16 protein-coding genes and 1 pseudogene are annotated in these 14784 nt (G+C 70.0%); 6 read left to right on the top strand and 11 right to left on the bottom strand.

All coding sequences use genetic code 11. From position 1 onward, the window contains the following. Both DN771_RS25675 and DN771_RS29845 read left to right on the top strand, forming a co-directional pair. Window positions 1-529 (top strand): DUF4097 family beta strand repeat-containing protein (locus tag DN771_RS25675; RefSeq protein ID WP_162942413.1); only part of this gene is annotated, 529 nt, incomplete at its 5' end. A 70-nt stretch (window positions 530-599) separates the two neighbouring features. Next, window positions 600-758, top strand: coding sequence for a hypothetical protein (locus DN771_RS29845; protein ID WP_162942412.1), 159 nt, complete (start codon window positions 600-602; stop codon window positions 756-758). A 9-nt stretch (window positions 759-767) separates the two neighbouring features. Here the strand turns inward: DN771_RS29845 and DN771_RS25670 are convergent, their stop codons facing one another. Genes DN771_RS25670 through DN771_RS25660 form a run of 3 tightly spaced genes read right to left on the bottom strand, consistent with a single transcriptional unit; the run spans window position 768 to window position 3467 of the window. Next, a complete protein-coding gene (locus DN771_RS25670) occupies window positions 768-1577 on the bottom strand; it encodes an alpha/beta hydrolase (RefSeq protein ID WP_117000421.1) in 810 nt (269 codons plus the stop codon). A 47-nt stretch (window positions 1578-1624) separates the two neighbouring features. Next, a complete protein-coding gene (locus DN771_RS25665; protein ID WP_276114042.1) occupies window positions 1625-2911 on the bottom strand; it encodes an MFS transporter in 1287 nt (428 codons plus the stop codon). A 31-nt stretch (window positions 2912-2942) separates the two neighbouring features. Continuing rightward, entirely contained in the window at window positions 2943-3467 is a 525-nt protein-coding gene (locus DN771_RS25660; protein WP_117000429.1) for a DinB family protein, read from the bottom strand. An 18-nt stretch (window positions 3468-3485) separates the two neighbouring features. Between DN771_RS25660 and DN771_RS30935 the strand changes: the two are divergent. Both DN771_RS30935 and DN771_RS30210 read left to right on the top strand, forming a co-directional pair. After that, window positions 3486-3623: pseudogene (locus tag DN771_RS30935) on the top strand (nuclear transport factor 2 family protein); the annotation flags it as partial. 86 nt (window positions 3624-3709) lie between these two features. Beyond that, window positions 3710-3859: a hypothetical protein gene (locus DN771_RS30210; RefSeq protein WP_205528772.1), complete on the top strand. Its 150-nt coding sequence runs from the start codon at window positions 3710-3712 to the stop codon at window positions 3857-3859. Window positions 3860-3896: 37 nt separating this feature from the next. Here DN771_RS30210 and DN771_RS25650 read toward each other — a convergent pair whose 3' ends face one another. From DN771_RS25650 to mbhE, 8 genes are all read right to left on the bottom strand, one after another. Then, on the bottom strand, window positions 3897-4703 hold the full coding sequence (locus DN771_RS25650; RefSeq protein WP_117000419.1) for an enoyl-CoA hydratase/isomerase family protein: 807 nt from the start codon (window positions 4701-4703) through the stop codon (window positions 3897-3899). 115 nt (window positions 4704-4818) lie between these two features. Further along, window positions 4819-5154: a monovalent cation/H(+) antiporter subunit G gene (mnhG, locus tag DN771_RS25645; RefSeq protein WP_117000418.1), complete on the bottom strand. Its 336-nt coding sequence runs from the start codon at window positions 5152-5154 to the stop codon at window positions 4819-4821. Further along, complete coding sequence (locus tag DN771_RS25640) at window positions 5154-5405, bottom strand: MrpF/PhaF family protein (protein WP_117000417.1); 252 nt, start codon at window positions 5403-5405, stop codon at window positions 5154-5156. Before DN771_RS25640 ends, mnhG begins: the two co-directional genes overlap by 1 nt. Further along, window positions 5402-5929 carry a Na+/H+ antiporter subunit E gene (locus tag DN771_RS25635; RefSeq protein ID WP_117000416.1) on the bottom strand — a complete coding sequence of 176 codons (528 nt, stop codon included), beginning with the start codon at window positions 5927-5929 and terminating at the stop codon, window positions 5402-5404. Before DN771_RS25635 ends, DN771_RS25640 begins: the two co-directional genes overlap by 4 nt. Then, window positions 5926-7419, bottom strand: coding sequence for a Na+/H+ antiporter subunit D (locus DN771_RS25630; RefSeq protein ID WP_227462479.1), 1494 nt, complete (start codon window positions 7417-7419; stop codon window positions 5926-5928). The genes DN771_RS25635 and DN771_RS25630 overlap by 4 nt, the downstream gene beginning before the upstream one ends. Continuing rightward, window positions 7416-7853, bottom strand: a complete 438-nt coding sequence (locus tag DN771_RS25625) for a sodium:proton antiporter (protein WP_117000415.1) — start codon at window positions 7851-7853, stop codon at window positions 7416-7418. Before DN771_RS25625 ends, DN771_RS25630 begins: the two co-directional genes overlap by 4 nt. Then, the gene (locus DN771_RS25620; RefSeq protein WP_117000414.1) at window positions 7850-8338 is read right to left on the bottom strand and encodes an MnhB domain-containing protein; all 489 of its coding nucleotides are present in this window, start codon (window positions 8336-8338) and stop codon (window positions 7850-7852) included. The genes DN771_RS25625 and DN771_RS25620 overlap by 4 nt, the downstream gene beginning before the upstream one ends. Continuing rightward, the gene (mbhE, locus tag DN771_RS25615) at window positions 8335-10746 is read right to left on the bottom strand and encodes a hydrogen gas-evolving membrane-bound hydrogenase subunit E (RefSeq protein ID WP_117000413.1); all 2412 of its coding nucleotides are present in this window, start codon (window positions 10744-10746) and stop codon (window positions 8335-8337) included. The genes DN771_RS25620 and mbhE overlap by 4 nt, the downstream gene beginning before the upstream one ends. 125 nt (window positions 10747-10871) lie before the next feature. Here mbhE and metH point away from each other — a divergent pair, with 125 nt between their 5' ends. Both metH and DN771_RS25605 read left to right on the top strand, forming a co-directional pair. Beyond that, window positions 10872-14387: a methionine synthase gene (gene metH / locus DN771_RS25610; protein ID WP_117000412.1), complete on the top strand. Its 3516-nt coding sequence runs from the start codon at window positions 10872-10874 to the stop codon at window positions 14385-14387. A 93-nt stretch (window positions 14388-14480) separates the two neighbouring features. Then, on the top strand, window positions 14481-14768 hold the full coding sequence (locus DN771_RS25605) for a hypothetical protein (protein WP_117000411.1): 288 nt from the start codon (window positions 14481-14483) through the stop codon (window positions 14766-14768). The last annotated feature ends 16 nt before the right edge of the window (window positions 14769-14784 follow it).

Here is a 14784-nt window from a genome sequence, read left to right as displayed (position 1 = left end):
CGACGTGGACATCACCTCGGCGAGCGGGGACGTCTCCATCGAGCGAGCGACGAGTGTGTCGGTGTCCGTCGCCAGCGGCGACGTGTCGTGCGAGACGGTCGACACCGACCTGACCGCCGAGGCCGCGTCGGGCGACATCCGCTTCGGCGACGTCGGTGCCAGGGCGACCGTCACCACCGCCTCGGGCGACATCTCGGGCCGCGACGTCGGTGGCAACGCCGAGCTGCGCACGGCGTCGGGGGACGTGTCGATCAACCGCGTCGACGGCTCGATCACGTGCCGCACGGCGTCGGGCGACGTTCGCATCGCCGCCGTGCGCACGGGCAGCGCCGAGCTCGACTCGGCGACCGGCGATCTACGCATCGGCGTCGCCGACGGGACCGCGGCCTGGCTCGACGTCCGATCGATCACGGGCGACGTCAGGTCATCCCTCGACAGCGCCGGGCCGCCGGCCGACGGCGACGAGACCGTCTCGATCCACGCCCGCTCACTCAGCGGCGACATCAGCATCAGCCGGGCATCGGCCTGACCGACGTCGCCGGCCTCCATCCGCCGCCACCACCACCACACCACCACCACCCACACCCAGGAGCACGAACATGAACGACTTCATCGGCACCGAACTGGCCCTCGAGTACCACGCCCGGCTCGCCCGCGACGCCCGCACGGCACGGCTGGTCAAGGCCGCCCACCAGGCCGGCGGCGACACGCCGCGGCGCACCCGTCGCCGGCTGCGCTTCCGGCCGCACAACCCGTGAGCTCCCCGGTCAGGGGACCACGCGTTGGAGGAACGCGGCGAGATCGTCGAGCACCTCGGTCTTGTTGGTCTCGTTGAAGATCTCGTGAGCCGCACCGTCGTAGGCGATGTGCTCGAACGCCGAGCCCTTGATCACGTCGATGACCTCGGCCGTGGCCTCGTAGGGCACGAGCTGATCCGCCGAGCCGTGGAGCCAGAGCGTCGGCAGGTCGCCGAACGAGCCGCCGTTGACGGCGTTGTCGACGCCCGTCAGGAAGGCGTTGATCGTCTCCTTGCGGAAGGGACCGTGGTACACGAGCGGGTCGGCGTCGTACGCCTCGCCCACGGCGGGATCCCGCGACAGCACAGCCGGGTCGATGGGGATGTCGGGGATCGGGTCGAGCTCGGCGAGGAGCGACAGGTTGGGGCCGACACCGAGGGCCGGGCCCGACAACACCAGCGCCGTCAGCCCGTCGGGGTAGAGCTGTACGTAGCGCGTGGCCACGAGGCCGCCCATCGAGTGCCCGAGCACGACCACCGGCAGGTCGGGATGCTCGTCGGCCGCCCGATCCGCCACCGTGTGGAGGTCGCCGGCCAGCAGGTCCATGTCGGGAACGGACGCCCGCTCGCCCGCTGATCGGCCGTGACCGTGGTGATCGGGGGCGTACACCACGGCGCCCAGTTCGACGAGGCGATCGGCGACGTGCTGGTAGCGACCGGAGTGCTCGCCGTAGCCGTGGGCGAGCAGGACGACGAAGCGCGCCGGCCCGTCGGGGACCCAGCGCCGGACGAAGATGCGCCCGGCGGCGCCGTCGAACTCGAACTCGGTGATGTCGGACATGGCGGGCACGGTAGTCGGCGCCGCCTGCTGTGTCCGGCTGCCGGTGATCAGCAGGGTGGGTGCGGTTCGCGCGACGTCCCGATGACGGCGGCGACGGGATGCTCGGGGGCAAGGGTGGCCGTGGTTGCCGGTTGCGACGTCCGCTCCGCCTCACGGCGCACCAGCGGTCCGATCCAGATCCCACCGACGGCGAGGATCGCCACGGCCGTGACCAACGTGGTGGTCCGGGCGCCGAAGGCATCGAGCATCGGCCCGGCCACGGCGTAACCCGCGGCGAGGCCGAGCATCATGCTGACCCCCATGCCGGCGTAGGCCCGGCCCCGGCTCTCGGGCTCGATGCGCTCGACGAACTCCGGCTCGGCGCGGACGATCTCGGGTCCGAAGGCGATGCCCCACAACAGCCAGCCGATCGGCATCAACCACTCGACGTGCGCAGCGACGCCGACGACGGCCGTGATCGCGTAACAGGGCGCCGCCGCGAGGAGGATCGCGGGCAGCGACCAGCGGAACCGGCGCCCGCCGAAGGCCAAGGTGGCGAGCGCGGCGCCGATGCCGTAGGCCGACACCGACAGCCCGTACCAGTAGTCGGGAGCCTCCAGCGTGTCCTCGAACCAGACCGCCGCGGCGGCCATCGCCATGCTCACCGTGGCCAGCGACAGCGACCAGTAGAGGACGAGCCGGCGCACGAACGGCGTCGTCACCACGATCGTCATCCCGCGCACGAGATCGACCCAGTCGGAACCGTGCTGGGCCCGCCGTCGGTCGGCGAGATCGGTGTCGAGGCCGCGGAGGCGGAGGTGGATCACCAGCGAGGTGACGAAGAGGCACGCGGCGACGACCATCGTGCGTTTCTCGTCGATCAGCCAGGCGAGCAGGGCCCCGATCGCCGGGCCGACGATGATCGACACGCTCTGGATGAACCGGCGTAGCGCCAGCACCTGCTGCAGGTCGTCCTCGCGGGCCTGGAGCGGGATCAGCGCGTCGAACGACGGGTTGTCGAGCTGGCCCAGCACCCTCGCCGCCACGCCGAGCAACACCACCAGGGCGACCGGTCCCGCCGCCCAGGCAGCGACCAGCAGGATGGCCCGGGCGAGGTACGAGATCCGCAACACATGCTGGCGGTCGAACCGGTCGGCGAACACGCCGCCGATCACGCCGGCCACCGCTCCACCGAGCATCTGGGCAGTCGCCGTGAGCGACATGGCGAGCGGCGAGTCGGTCGCCGCCAGTACGTACAGCGGCAGGACGACCGTGAGGATGCCATCGGCGCTCTCGGCGAGGAACTGGGCGCCGACGAGGTGCCGCAACGACCGGCGTCGCAGGGGAACGAGGATGGACGCAGCGATGCGGCGAACGTATCGGCTCTTACCGCCGCTCGGTCTCGCCGGTTTCAGAGGTCCGGTGGGCGAGGATCTGCTCGCGGAGGATGTCGGCGTGGCCGGCGTGCTGAGCGAGCTCCCGCAACACCTGGAGGTGCAACGCCCAGACCGCCCGGGTCCCCCGACCGTCGACCACATCCGACGGGGACAGTGCCGCCATCGTCGCTCGCGACCGTTCGCAGCGTCGCCGATACTCCGCCTGCACTCCTGGGATGGTGTCGGACGCGCGAAGCGCGAACGACCCGGCCGGCGTCGTGGCGATGCCGATCTCGCCGTAGCCACGACCCGTCACCGCCTGGTCGAACCAGACGCCTTCGACGAACGTGACGTGCTTGACGAGGCCGAGCAGGGTCGTGCTCGACGGGACGAGCCGCAGCCTGGCCTCCTCCTCGGTCAGGCCGTCCAGGCAATCGTGCATCGCGGACCGGTACTCGTCGATCAGCTCGTCGATCCGCAGGCGCTGTTCGTCCTCCCATGGGATCGGCACGTCGTGGGGTGTCACCACCCGCATGACGGTACCGTCGGCGCGATGCAGCTCGCCGAGATCCTCGCCCTCGAGACCGAGGTGTGGCAGGCCCTGGTCGACGGCGACGCGGCGGCCGACGAGCGCCTGCTGTCCGACGACTTCGTCGGCGTGTACCCGGCGGGCTTCTCCGGCCGGCAGGACCACGTCGGGCAGCTCGCCCTCGGACCGACGGTGGCCCGTTTCGACCTCCAGGACGCTCGGCTCCTCGAGTCTCCGCCGACGCGTCGATGTTGTCGTACCGCGCCGTCTATGAGCGCGCCGGCTCGGTCGGCGAGCAGGAGTCGATGTACGTCAGCTCGCTCTGGTGCCGACGCGACGGCATATGGGTCAACGTCTTCAGCCAGGACACGCCCGACACCGGCGCTCCCGTCGTCTGACCGCCGACGCGCCACCCCGAAACGTGCGATCTCGGAGCTAGCGGCCGGTGAACTGCGGGGGGCGGCCCTCCATGAACGACGTGATGCCTTCGCGGAAGTCGTTGCTCTGGAACAGCAGCATCGTCTGGAGCAGCACGTGGTGGACGTGGCTCGGGAAGTCCTCGGTGAGGCCGTGACGGAACAGTCGCTTCATCGACTGCACGGCGAGCGGCGCGTTGGCGGCGATCTCGGTCGCCCACTCGCAGGCCGTCTTCAGGACCTGGTCGGCGGGAACCGCCCGGTTCGCCAGACCCAGGTGGGCGGCCTCGGCTCCACTCAACGTGCGGCCCAGGAACCCGATCTCGGCCGCCTTCGACCAACCGAGCAGCCGCGGGAGGTACCAGGTGCCGCCGCTTTCGGGCACCACGCCTCGCTTGGCGAAGCCGGTCACGATCTTGGCGTCCTCGGACACGATGCGCAGATCGCAGCCCAGCGCGATGTCCAGCCCGAAGCCGGCCGCGGCGCCGTTGATGGCCCCGATGATCGGCGTGTCCATCTCGAACATCACGGTCGTCGGGTGATTGCGGGTGTTGAAGTGCGCAGCCCCGCCGCCACCCGATCCGCCACCGATGCCGGTACCCGACGCCGCGTCCTTGAGGTCGAGGCCGGCGCAGAAGGCCTTGCCGGCACCGGTCAGGACGATCGCCCGGACGTCACGATCGGCCTCGGCGAGTCGCTGGGACAGCTGATCGAGCATCGGCATCGAGATGGCGTTGCTGCGGTGCGGCCGATTCAGCGTGATCGTGGCGACGTGGTCGACGACCTCGTACAGCACCTCGTCTGCCGCGGTGTCGGCATCGGTCATGTGCGCCCCTCTCCCGGAGTGGCCGCCGGGCTGAATCCCCGAGACGGCCTGAGGGTGAGAACTTGCCACGTCGGGCGGGAGCGCCGCTACTCCGGCGGGGTGTGGACGGGGCGAGCTACTCGTCGGCGATGGTGGTGGCGAGCTCGTCGACGCTGCCGACGTGGTTGCGGATGCCTTCGGCGTAATAGGTCGCCTGCGTGAGAAGCGTCGAGGCCACCGGGTTGGTGGCCGCCTGCAGCGCGGTGGCGAACAGCAGCGACATCACGTCGTTGAGATTGCTCAGCGTGACCGCCGCGCCGACCATGGCGATCGACACACCGGCCGTCGACGCCTTCGACAGGGCGTGCATGCGGGTCAGCGCGTCGGGGAACCGCAACACCCCGATCGCCGCCAGGAGCACCAGCAAGGATCCGATGAGGAGTCCGATCTGGCCGAGCAGGTCGCGCGACATCAGCGACCCCGGCCCTGGAGGAAGCGGGCGATCATCGCCGTGCCCACGAAGCCGACGACGGCGAGCAGCACCAGCACGGGCAGGAACGATCCTCGCCCGGTCTCGGCGGCCTGCACAGCGAGCAGCACCATGCCGACGATGATCATGCCGTTGAGCGCCACCACCCTGTCGGCGAGCGTGGGCCCGAGCACGAGCCGCACGGCGAACAGCATGGCCGCCACACACAGCACCGCGATGACGGTCGGGATCACGACACACCGTTCCCGTGAATGGCGAGCGCTTCGCGTTCGGCCGCCGAGCCCACCGCCTCGATCACCAAACGCTCGAGGTGGGCTGCCCGGCGGCGTACGTCGAGTGGGTCGTCGACCGTGAGGACGTGGATGAACAACGTGGGCGGCTCGGCCACGGCGTCGACGGCCATCGTGCCCGGCGAGAGCGCCAGGATGTTGGCCATCGTGCTGAGCGACTTCGGCGACGCCGTCCGCATCCGGCAGGCGACGATGCCGCTGTGCAGCTCCTGGTTGCGGCTGAGGATCTGCAGGGCCACGGTCACGTTGGACACGGCGAGGTCGCGCAGCACGGCGTAGGCGAGCCTCGCCAGGGCGATCGGGCGCACCTTGCGCTGCTGCCGGTGGGACACCCGCTGGAGCGGGAAGGCGATCAGGATCACCGTGGCGACGAGGAGGCCGGCGGCGACGTTGGCGACCGACACCTTGTCCCACAGCATGACCCATGCGACCGCCATCCCGACGGCGTAGGCCAGGTAGCGCCTCACCCGAGCACCGCCTGGACGTACCCGACCGGATCGAGCAGGTCGCCCGCCGCCCGCTCGCAGAGCCGGTAGAGCGGACCGGCGGCCACGGCGATCGCCACGGACACCAGGGCGAGGGCGATCGTGGGCGCGATCATCAGCGCCGGGCCGCGACGGCCGACGGCCGCCTCGGCACCGGGGGCGACGTCGCCCCAGAAGGCACCGAGCCAGATCTTCATCATCGACAGGAGCGTGAGCAGGCTGGCGACGAGGCTGACGATGACGATGGTGTACTGGCCCTGGTCGAACCCGGCCGCGATGAGGCCGAGCTTGGGCACGAAGCCCGACAGCGGCGGCACGCCGGCGAGGGTGAGCGCCGGGACGAGGAACAAGACGGCGACGAGCGGCGCCGTGCGCACCAGGTTGCCCAGGCGGCTGAGCTGCGAGGAACCTCCGACGTGCTCGATCAGCCCACCGGTGAGGAACAGCGTGGTCTTCGCCACGATGTGGTGCATCGTGTAGAAGATCGCCGCCGCCAGCCCGGCCACGGAGAACAGGGCGAGGCCCATCACCATGAACCCGATGTGACTGACGATGTTGAACGAGAGGATCCGTTTGACGTCGTCCTGGGCGATGGCGCCGAGGATGCCGATCACCATCGTCAAGCCGGCGAGCCACAGCATCAGGGTCGCCGGCCTGCTGTCGGCCGGGAACAGCAACGTCTGGCTGCGGATCATCGCGTACACGCCGACCTTGGTGAGCAGGCCGGCGAACACCGCGGTGACGGCCGACGGGGCGACCGGGTAGCTGTCGGGGAGCCACGAGAACAGCGGGAAGAGCCCGGCCTTGATCCCGAAGACGACGAGCAGCAGCACGGCGAACGCCTGTTGCACACCGGTCGGCAGCTCGGCGAGCTTGCCGGACAGGTCGGCCATGTTGACCGTGCCGGTCGCTGCGTACAGCAGGGCCAGGGCCGTGATGAAGAGCGTCGAGGCCACCAGGCTGATGACCACATAGGTCATCCCCGAGCGCACCTGGTCCCGTCCGCCGCCGAGGGTGAGCAGCACGTAGCTGGCCGTCAGCATCATCTCGAACGAGACGAACAGGGTGAACAGGTCGCCGACCACGAACGAGCCGGCCACGCCGGCGGCCATGATCAGGTACGCCGACTGGAACCCGACGTGGTTGCGTTCGGCCCCAGGCTGGCCGATGGCGTACAGCAGCACGGCGAGCAGCATCAGCGAACCGACGGTGAGCATGATCCCCGAGAAGCGGTCGACGACGAGGGTGATGCCGACGGGGGCCGGCCAGCCTCCGCCCTGCGTGACGAGCTGGCCGTCGCGGTCGGCGCCGATCAGCAGGGCGATCGACACGCCCGTCGTGGCCACGAGGGCGCCGACGGAGACCGTTCGCTGGGCCCGACGCGAACGGCCGATGACGATGCACAGCCCGGCGGCGACCAGCGGGATGATCACGGGAAGGGCGATCAGCCGGGTCATGACGGTGGCGGTCACTCGACCTCCCCCGCCGTGGCGGCGGCCAACTCGTCGGCCCGCTCGGCCTCCTGCTCGGCGGCGGCCTCGTCGACGATCTCCCTCGAACGGATCACACCACGCGCGACCCGCTGGTCGGACACGTCGTTCTCCACCTCGTCGTCACGGGTGAGCACCCAGCTGCGGAACGCCATCGCCAGCAGGAGTGCCGACACACCGAACGTGATGACGATGGTGGTGAGCGCCAGGGCGAACGGCAGCGGGTCGGCCATGTCGGCGCCCTCGACCCCGATCAACGGCTCGATGCCGCCGTGGCCGGACGTCATGAGCAGCGTGTTCGCGCCATGGCTCAGCAGGCCGAGACCGATGATGATCCGGCTCAGCTTCCGCTGCAGCACCAGATAGGTGCCGATCCCGAAGAGCGTCGCCGCCGCCGCCGCCAAGAGGATGCTCATATCCCGCCCTCGTCGATGGGGGCATCGACGGTGTCGCCGCCGTAGTCGTCGCCGAACGCCTCGAACATCATGAGCGTGAGGCCGACGACCACGAGGTAGACGCCGACGTCGAACGGCAGCACCGAGGACACGTGGATGTGGCCGAACACCGGCAGGTCCACGTCCCACGCCACGGCGTCGAGCACCGGGTGGTCGAACAGCAGCGGCGCACCCGCCGTGACGGTGGCGAGCAGCACACCCGTGCCGAGCACGGTCCAGGGCTTCACACGGACGAGATGCCGGATCTCGTCGATGCCACCGGTGATGTAGCGCATGGCGATCGCCGCACCGGCGACGAGGCCGCCGACGAATCCGCCACCAGGATGGTTGTGGCCGGCGAACAGCAGGTACACCGACGCGACGAGCACGGCGTTGAACAAGACCTGCACCGACGGGCCGATGAGATCGACCGTGTTCGACGCGGCGGGACGACGTGGCGGGGTCATGTCGACGACTCCTGCTCGACGGGTACGCGACGCCGCGGTCGCCGCCCGGCTCGGGCAAGGGCGACGCAGCCGACGGCCGCCGCGGCCAGCACGGTGATCTCGCCCATCGTGTCGAACCCGCGGAAGTCGACGAGGATCACGTTGACGACGTTGCGGCCCTTGGCCTCGGGCAGCGATTGTTCCACCATCGCCGACGACACCGGCTCGGCGACCCGGGACTCGCGGGCGACGATGGCGAAGGCGAAGACGACGACGGCGACCGTCACGCTGACGACGACCCGGATGCTGCGGGTGACCGGGCTCGATCGGCGCTCGAACCGGTCGGGGAGCTTGCGCAGCACGAGCACGAAGAGCACGGTCGACAGCGTCTCGACGGCGGCTTGGGTGAGGGCCAGATCGGGTGCGCCGGCGATCACGAAGAGGGCCGCCATGCCGTAGCCCACGGTGGAGAGGAACAGGACGGCCGTGAACCGCCGCCGCACGCTCGCGGCGAGCAGGGCGCCACCGACGAGCACGATCGTGATCGGGATCTCGGCCGGCCGGCCGACGAAGTCGGGCCAGCCCGGCCAGTTCACCTCGCGCAGCAGGACGATGCCGGGCAGCACCGCCGCCGTCGCCAGCACGACGCCGGCGTAGATCGTGAGCGTGCCGTTCTGGACGATCGCCGTGACACGGGTGGCCAGGCGGTTGAGACCCTGCAGGATGGCGAGGTAGACCTCGGTGCCGTTGGGGACGACGTCGCCGACGCGCAACAGCCGGGCGGTCGATCGTCGGGCCAGGAAGATCCCCACTCCGGCCGCGAGCGAGACGGCCGACAGGGCGAGCGGCACGTTGAAGCCGTGCCAGAGCTTCAGGTGGTGCGGATGGCCGTCGGGGTCGACGGCGAGCGTCGCCGCCATCACCAGACGGTCGATGACGACGGGCAGGACCCCGATCACCAGCGAGAACGCCGCGAGCACGGCGGCGGGAGCGACGAACCAGGGCGACGGCGCAGGCGCCGACTGATCGTGGTCGGCGGTCCCCTGGTCGGGATGGCGCACGGTCACGCGCTCGGTTCCGGCCCGCAGCCGGTCGGGCAGCAGGAAGGCACCCCACAGGAAGCGGAGGCTGTAGGCGCCGGTCAGCGTGGCCCCGGTGACCATGGCGACGAGGACGACGCCGCTGGCCGAGAACGGGTTGTCGACGAACTCGGCATACGCCGCCTCCTTGGCGATGAACCCGGCGAGGAGCGGGACGCCAGCCATCGAGGCCGCGCTCAGAACGGCGACGATCTTCACACCGCCCCACCCTCGCCCGAGGGGTGGCATAAGCCGGATGTCGCGGGTCCCCACCTGGTGGTCGATCATGCCGACGACCATGAACATCGCCGCCTTGAACAGTGCGTGGGCGACGATGAGGCCCTCACCGGCGGCGGTCGCGCCGTCGGTCCCGGCACCGAGCAGCACCATCATGAAACCGAGCTGGCTCACCGTGCCGTAGGCGAGGAGCAGCTTGAGGTCGTACTGCCGCAGGGCGCGGAGGCCGGCACTGATCATCGTGACCATGCCGACCGTGAGGACGAGCGGCCGCCACACGCCGACCGTGGCGAACACCGGGGCGAACCGGCCGACGATGTAGATGCCGGCCTTGACCATCGTCGCCGAGTGGAGATAGGCGCTCACGGGCGTGGGGGCGGCCATCGCCCCGGGGAGCCAGGAGTGGAAGGGGTACTGCGCCGACTTGGTGAACGCACCGATCGCCACGCACACGATGCCGGCGGTGACGGTGGCCCCCGACGGAGGGTCGGCGACGATCGCCGACAGGCGCATCGTCCCCGCCGCCTGGCCGATCAGCACGATGCCGCCGAGCATCACGAGGCCGCCGGCGGACGTCACGAGCAGGGCGTGCAACGCAGCGGCGCGGGCCTGGATCTTGCGGTACTGATTGCCGATGAGCAGGTAGGAGGTGATCGACGTCAGCTCCCAGGCGGTGAACAGGACGATCAGGTCGTCGGCCACGACGACGCCGAGCATCGCCCCGGCGAAGACGGTCAGCAGGCCGGCGAGGCGGCCGACGTCGTCCGGTGCGGACGACTCGAAGTAGGACCAGGCGTAGGCGAGCACAGCGAGGCCGATGCCCGACACGGCGAGGACCATCACGGCGGCGAAGGCGTCGAGGCGCAGCGCCAACTCGACCGACAGCGACGGCACCCAGCGATGTGTCGACGAGACGGCGTTGCCGTCGAGGATGCCGTCGAGTTGCGTGGCGAGCCAGACGATCGTGGCGAGCGGCGGGAGTGCGGCCACGACGAGGCCCCGCCGCCCGAGTCGCGACCCGAGGGCGAAGATGGCGAGCCCCACCACCGAGTGCGCGATCAACAGAGCGATCAGCACGGCGGACCGGTCCCGGCGGTCGTGGAGCGGCCACACGGAATCATGTCCTGGGCGAGTCTACTGGCCGCGCCCCGACCGGCCCAGAGGAACGTCGTCCCAGTTCTGCCCATCCGAACCGGCGTGGCCGGACGTCGCGATGAACGTAGCCTGGTGCGGTGGCCATGAAGTCGTACCTCGATGCCGTCACGAGCGGAGTCGTCGTCTTCGACGGCGCGTTCGGCACGTACGTGCAGGACCTCGGCCTCGGGCCCGACGATTTCGGCGGCGCCGAGCTGGAGGGATGCAACGAGATGTTGTGCCTCACCCGGCCCGACGTGATCCGTTCGATGCACGCGGCGTTCTTCGACGTCGGTGTCGATGCCGTCGAGACGGCCAGCTTCGGCAGCTTCGCCACCGTGCTCAACGAGTACGGCATCGCCGACAAGGCCTACGAGCTCAACGTCGCGGCCGCCCGGCTGGCCCGCGAGGCGGCCGACGAGTACGCGGCCGACGGCCGGCCGCGGTTCGTCGCCGGGTCGATCGGGCCGGGGACGAAGCTCCCCAGCCTCGGGCACATCGGCTACGCCCAGCTGCGCGACGAGTACGAGGAGCAGGCCGCCGGACTCCTCGAGGGCGGCGTCGACCTCTTCCTCATCGAGACGTGCATGGACCTCCTCCAGGTGAAGGCGGCGATGAACGGCTGCCGCCGCGCCATGAAGGCCGCCGGCCGGCAGGTGCCGCTGCAGGTGCAGGTCACCATGGAGACAACCGGTCGCATGCTCGTCGGCAGTGAGATCGGCGCCGCAGTCGTCGCCCTCGGCGCCATGCGCCCCGACGTGCTCGGCATCAACTGCGCCACGGGTCCGGCCGAGATGCAGGAGCACCTCCGCTACCTGTCGCAGCACTCCGGCCTGCCCATCTCGGTGCTCCCCAACGCCGGGCTGCCGAGCATCGTCGACGGCCGCACCCACTACGACCTCACCCCCGAGCAGCTCGCCGAGTTCCACGCCAAGCACGTGCAGGAGTACGGCGTCCGCGTGGTCGGAGGCTGCTGCGGCACCACCCCCGAGCACCTGCGCCAGGTGGTCGAGGCCGTTCGTGGGCTCACGCCTGCGTCCCGCACCCCCGTCGTCGAGCCCAGCGTGTCGTCGATCTACAGCCCCGTGCCGATCGAGCAGGACCTCAGCTTCCTCATCATCGGCGAGCGCACGAACGCCAACGGGTCGAAGGCGTTCCGCGAGGCGATGCTCGCCGGGGACTGGGACACCACCGTCAAGATGGCCAACGAGCAGATCCGCGAGGGCGCCCACGTCCTCGACGTGTGCGTCGACTACGTCGGCCGCGACGGCACGATCGACATGGACGAGTTGGCCAGGCGCTTCGCCACCCAGGCCAGCGTGCCGCTGGTGCTCGACTCCACCGAGACGCCCGTGCTCGAGGCCGGCCTGCAGCACATCGGCGGCCGGGCCATCCTCAACTCGGCCAACCTCGAAGACGGCGAACTTCCCGGGTCGCGCTTCGACCGGGTGATGTCGCTGGCCCGCGAGTACGGCGCGGCGGTGATCTGCCTGCTGATCGACGAGCGGGGCCAGGCCCGCGACGTCGAGTGGAAGCTCGAGATCGCCCACCGAATCCACGAGATCGCCGTCGAGCGCTACGGGTTGCACGCCAGCGACCTGATCTTCGACGCCCTCACGTTCCCGTTGTCCACCGGCGACGACGATCTGCGCAAGGACGCCATCTACACCATCGAGGCCATTCGCCGCGTCAAGGCCGAGATCCCCGGGGCCCACACCACGCTCGGCGTCTCCAACGTGAGCTTCGGCCTCTCCCCGGCGGCCCGTCACGCGTTGAACAGCGTGTTCCTGCACGAGTGCGTACAGGCCGGGCTCGACAGCGCCATCGTCCACGCCGCCAAGATCGTCCCGCTCAACCGCTTGCCCGACGAACAGCGCGAGGTCTGCCTCGACCTCGTGTGGGACCGTCGCCGGCCCGGCGATGCTGCCAACGGCGTCGCGCCCTATGACCCGCTGCAGCAGCTGCTCGAGGTGTTCGCCGATGTCAAGTCGACGAAGAGCGAGAAGCCCGACCGAAGCGCGATGCCCGTCGACGAGCGGCTCAAGTCGCGGATCATCGATGGCGACCGCGAGGGGCTCACCGACGACCTCGACGACGCTCTCGGCCAGATGGCCGCCCTCGACATCGTGAACGACGTCCTCCTCGACGGCATGAAGGTGGTGGGCGAGCTGTTCGGCTCGGGCCAGATGCAGCTGCCGTTCGTGCTGCAGTCGGCCGAGACGATGAAGGCAGCGGTCGCCTATCTCGAGCCGCACATGGAGAAGGTCGGCGGCTCGTCGGCGAAAGGCAAGCTCGTGCTCGCCACGGTCAAGGGCGACGTGCACGACATCGGCAAGAACCTCGTGGACATCATCGCCACGAACAACGGCTACGAGGTCCACAACCTCGGCATCAAGGTGCCGATCGGCGACATGGTGGCCAAGGTCAAGGAGGTTGACGCCGACGCCATCGGCATGAGCGGCCTGCTGGTGAAGTCGACGCTGATCATGCGGGAGAACCTCGAGGAGCTCAACTCCCTCGGCCTCACCGACATCCCGGTCCTGCTGGGCGGCGCCGCGCTGACGCGCCGCTACGTGGAGCGCGACCTGCGCGAGATCTTCGAAGGACGGCTGTTCTACGGACGCGACGCCTTCGAGGGCCTGTCGACCCTCGACTCGCTGATGTCGATGAAGCGCAGCGGCGAATGGGATCCCGACTTCGGCCGCGTCCCCACCGGCCGCGTGCTGCCGGAGCGATCCGGCGACCGCGACGTCGCGGTCGAGTTGCCGCGCCGTTCGCCCGCCGTCGCCGCCGACAACCCGATCTTCCGGCCGCCGTTCCTCGGCTCGCGCGTCGTCAAGGGCATCTCGCTCGACGACATCGCCGAGTTCGTCAACGAGACGGCGCTCTACCGCAACCAGTGGCAGTTCCGCCCGGAGAAGATCGTCGACGCCGGCACCGAGCGCGTCGAGTCCGACGACGAGTTCAAGGCGCGGATCCGCGCCACGTTCCGCGAGCGGCTCGCCGCGGCCAAAGCGTCGGGCGTGCTCGTGCCGCAGGTCGTGTACGGCTACTTCGCGGTCAACGGTGACGGCGACGACCTCGTCGTGTGGACGGACGAGTCCCGTTCGTCCGAGGCGGCTCGGTTCCACTACCCGCGCCAGCGCACCGACGACTTCTTGTGCATCGCCGACTTCTTCCGGCCGATCGAGTCCGACGAGGTCGACTACGCCGCCTTCCACATCGTCTCGATGGGCCACGCGGTCAGCGAGGAGACGGCCCGGCTGTTCGCCGCCAACGAGTACCAGGACTACCTGTTGCTGCACGGTCTCGGTGTGGAGATGGCCGAGGCGCTCGCCGAGTACTGGCACAAGCGGATTCGCGAGGAGTGGGGCTTCGTCGACGAGGACGGGCCGACGATCGGTGGCCTGTTCCGCCAGCAGTACCGCGGCGGCCGCTACTCATGGGGCTACCCGGCCTGCCCCGACCTCGAGGACAACGCCACGGTCGCCGCGCTGCTGGGCGCCGATCGCCTCGGCATCGAGGTCGGCGAGGAAACGGGCTGGCAATACCAGCCCGAGCAGACGACCTCGGCGATCATCTGCCATCACCCGCAGTCGAAGTACTTCGTCGCCCGCTGAGAACTTCCTGAGAAGTTCGCCCATTCGGGCGACGTCCGCGGTGTTCCTTTGCTACAACCAGGGCACTCCTCCCACCCCCTGGAGATTCACGCCATGGTCGCACTCGACGTCGGCAAGCTCAGCTTCTGGCTCCTCGTGAGCCTGCTCGCGTCCCTCGCCGCCCTGGCCGCGGTGCTCGGCATCTTCGCCGTCGCCGGCAAGCGGGCGAGCCGGCGCCTCACCACCCGGCTCGCGGTCGGCGTCGGTGCGGCAGCGATCATCGTCCCGGTGGCGGTGATCGTCATCTACACCCAATTCATCAATGATCCGCCACCGCGCTTCGACGAGAACGACCTGTCGAACCTGGTGAGCGGCGGCAGCCCGTCCGACACCACCGGGTGACCCCCCGACCAACCCC

Source organism: Desertimonas flava (assembly GCF_003426815.1).
Lineage (GTDB): Bacteria > Actinomycetota > Acidimicrobiia > Acidimicrobiales > Ilumatobacteraceae > Desertimonas > Desertimonas flava.
Note: the sequence above shows the minus strand (reverse complement) of the source record. Positions and strands in the feature narration are given on the sequence as shown.

What these genes read in the sequence shown, in the direction of transcription:
- DN771_RS29845 (WP_162942412.1), top strand. Translation starts at nt 600, where the DNA reads ATGAACGACTTCATCGGCACCGAACTGGCCCTCGAGTACCACGCCCGG.
- DN771_RS25670 (WP_117000421.1), bottom strand. Translation starts at nt 1,577, where the DNA reads ATGTCCGACATCACCGAGTTCGAGTTCGACGGCGCCGCCGGGCGCATC.
- DN771_RS25660 (WP_117000429.1), bottom strand. Translation starts at nt 3,467, where the DNA reads ATGCGGGTGGTGACACCCCACGACGTGCCGATCCCATGGGAGGACGAA.
- DN771_RS30210 (WP_205528772.1), top strand. Translation starts at nt 3,710, where the DNA reads ATGTTGTCGTACCGCGCCGTCTATGAGCGCGCCGGCTCGGTCGGCGAG.
- DN771_RS25650 (WP_117000419.1), bottom strand. Translation starts at nt 4,703, where the DNA reads ATGACCGATGCCGACACCGCGGCAGACGAGGTGCTGTACGAGGTCGTC.
- mnhG (WP_117000418.1), bottom strand. Translation starts at nt 5,154, where the DNA reads ATGTCGCGCGACCTGCTCGGCCAGATCGGACTCCTCATCGGATCCTTG.
- DN771_RS25625 (WP_117000415.1), bottom strand. Translation starts at nt 7,853, where the DNA reads ATGAGCATCCTCTTGGCGGCGGCGGCGGCGACGCTCTTCGGGATCGGC.
- DN771_RS25620 (WP_117000414.1), bottom strand. Translation starts at nt 8,338, where the DNA reads ATGACCCCGCCACGTCGTCCCGCCGCGTCGAACACGGTCGATCTCATC.
- metH (WP_117000412.1), top strand. Translation starts at nt 10,872, where the DNA reads ATGAAGTCGTACCTCGATGCCGTCACGAGCGGAGTCGTCGTCTTCGAC.
- DN771_RS25605 (WP_117000411.1), top strand. Translation starts at nt 14,481, where the DNA reads ATGGTCGCACTCGACGTCGGCAAGCTCAGCTTCTGGCTCCTCGTGAGC.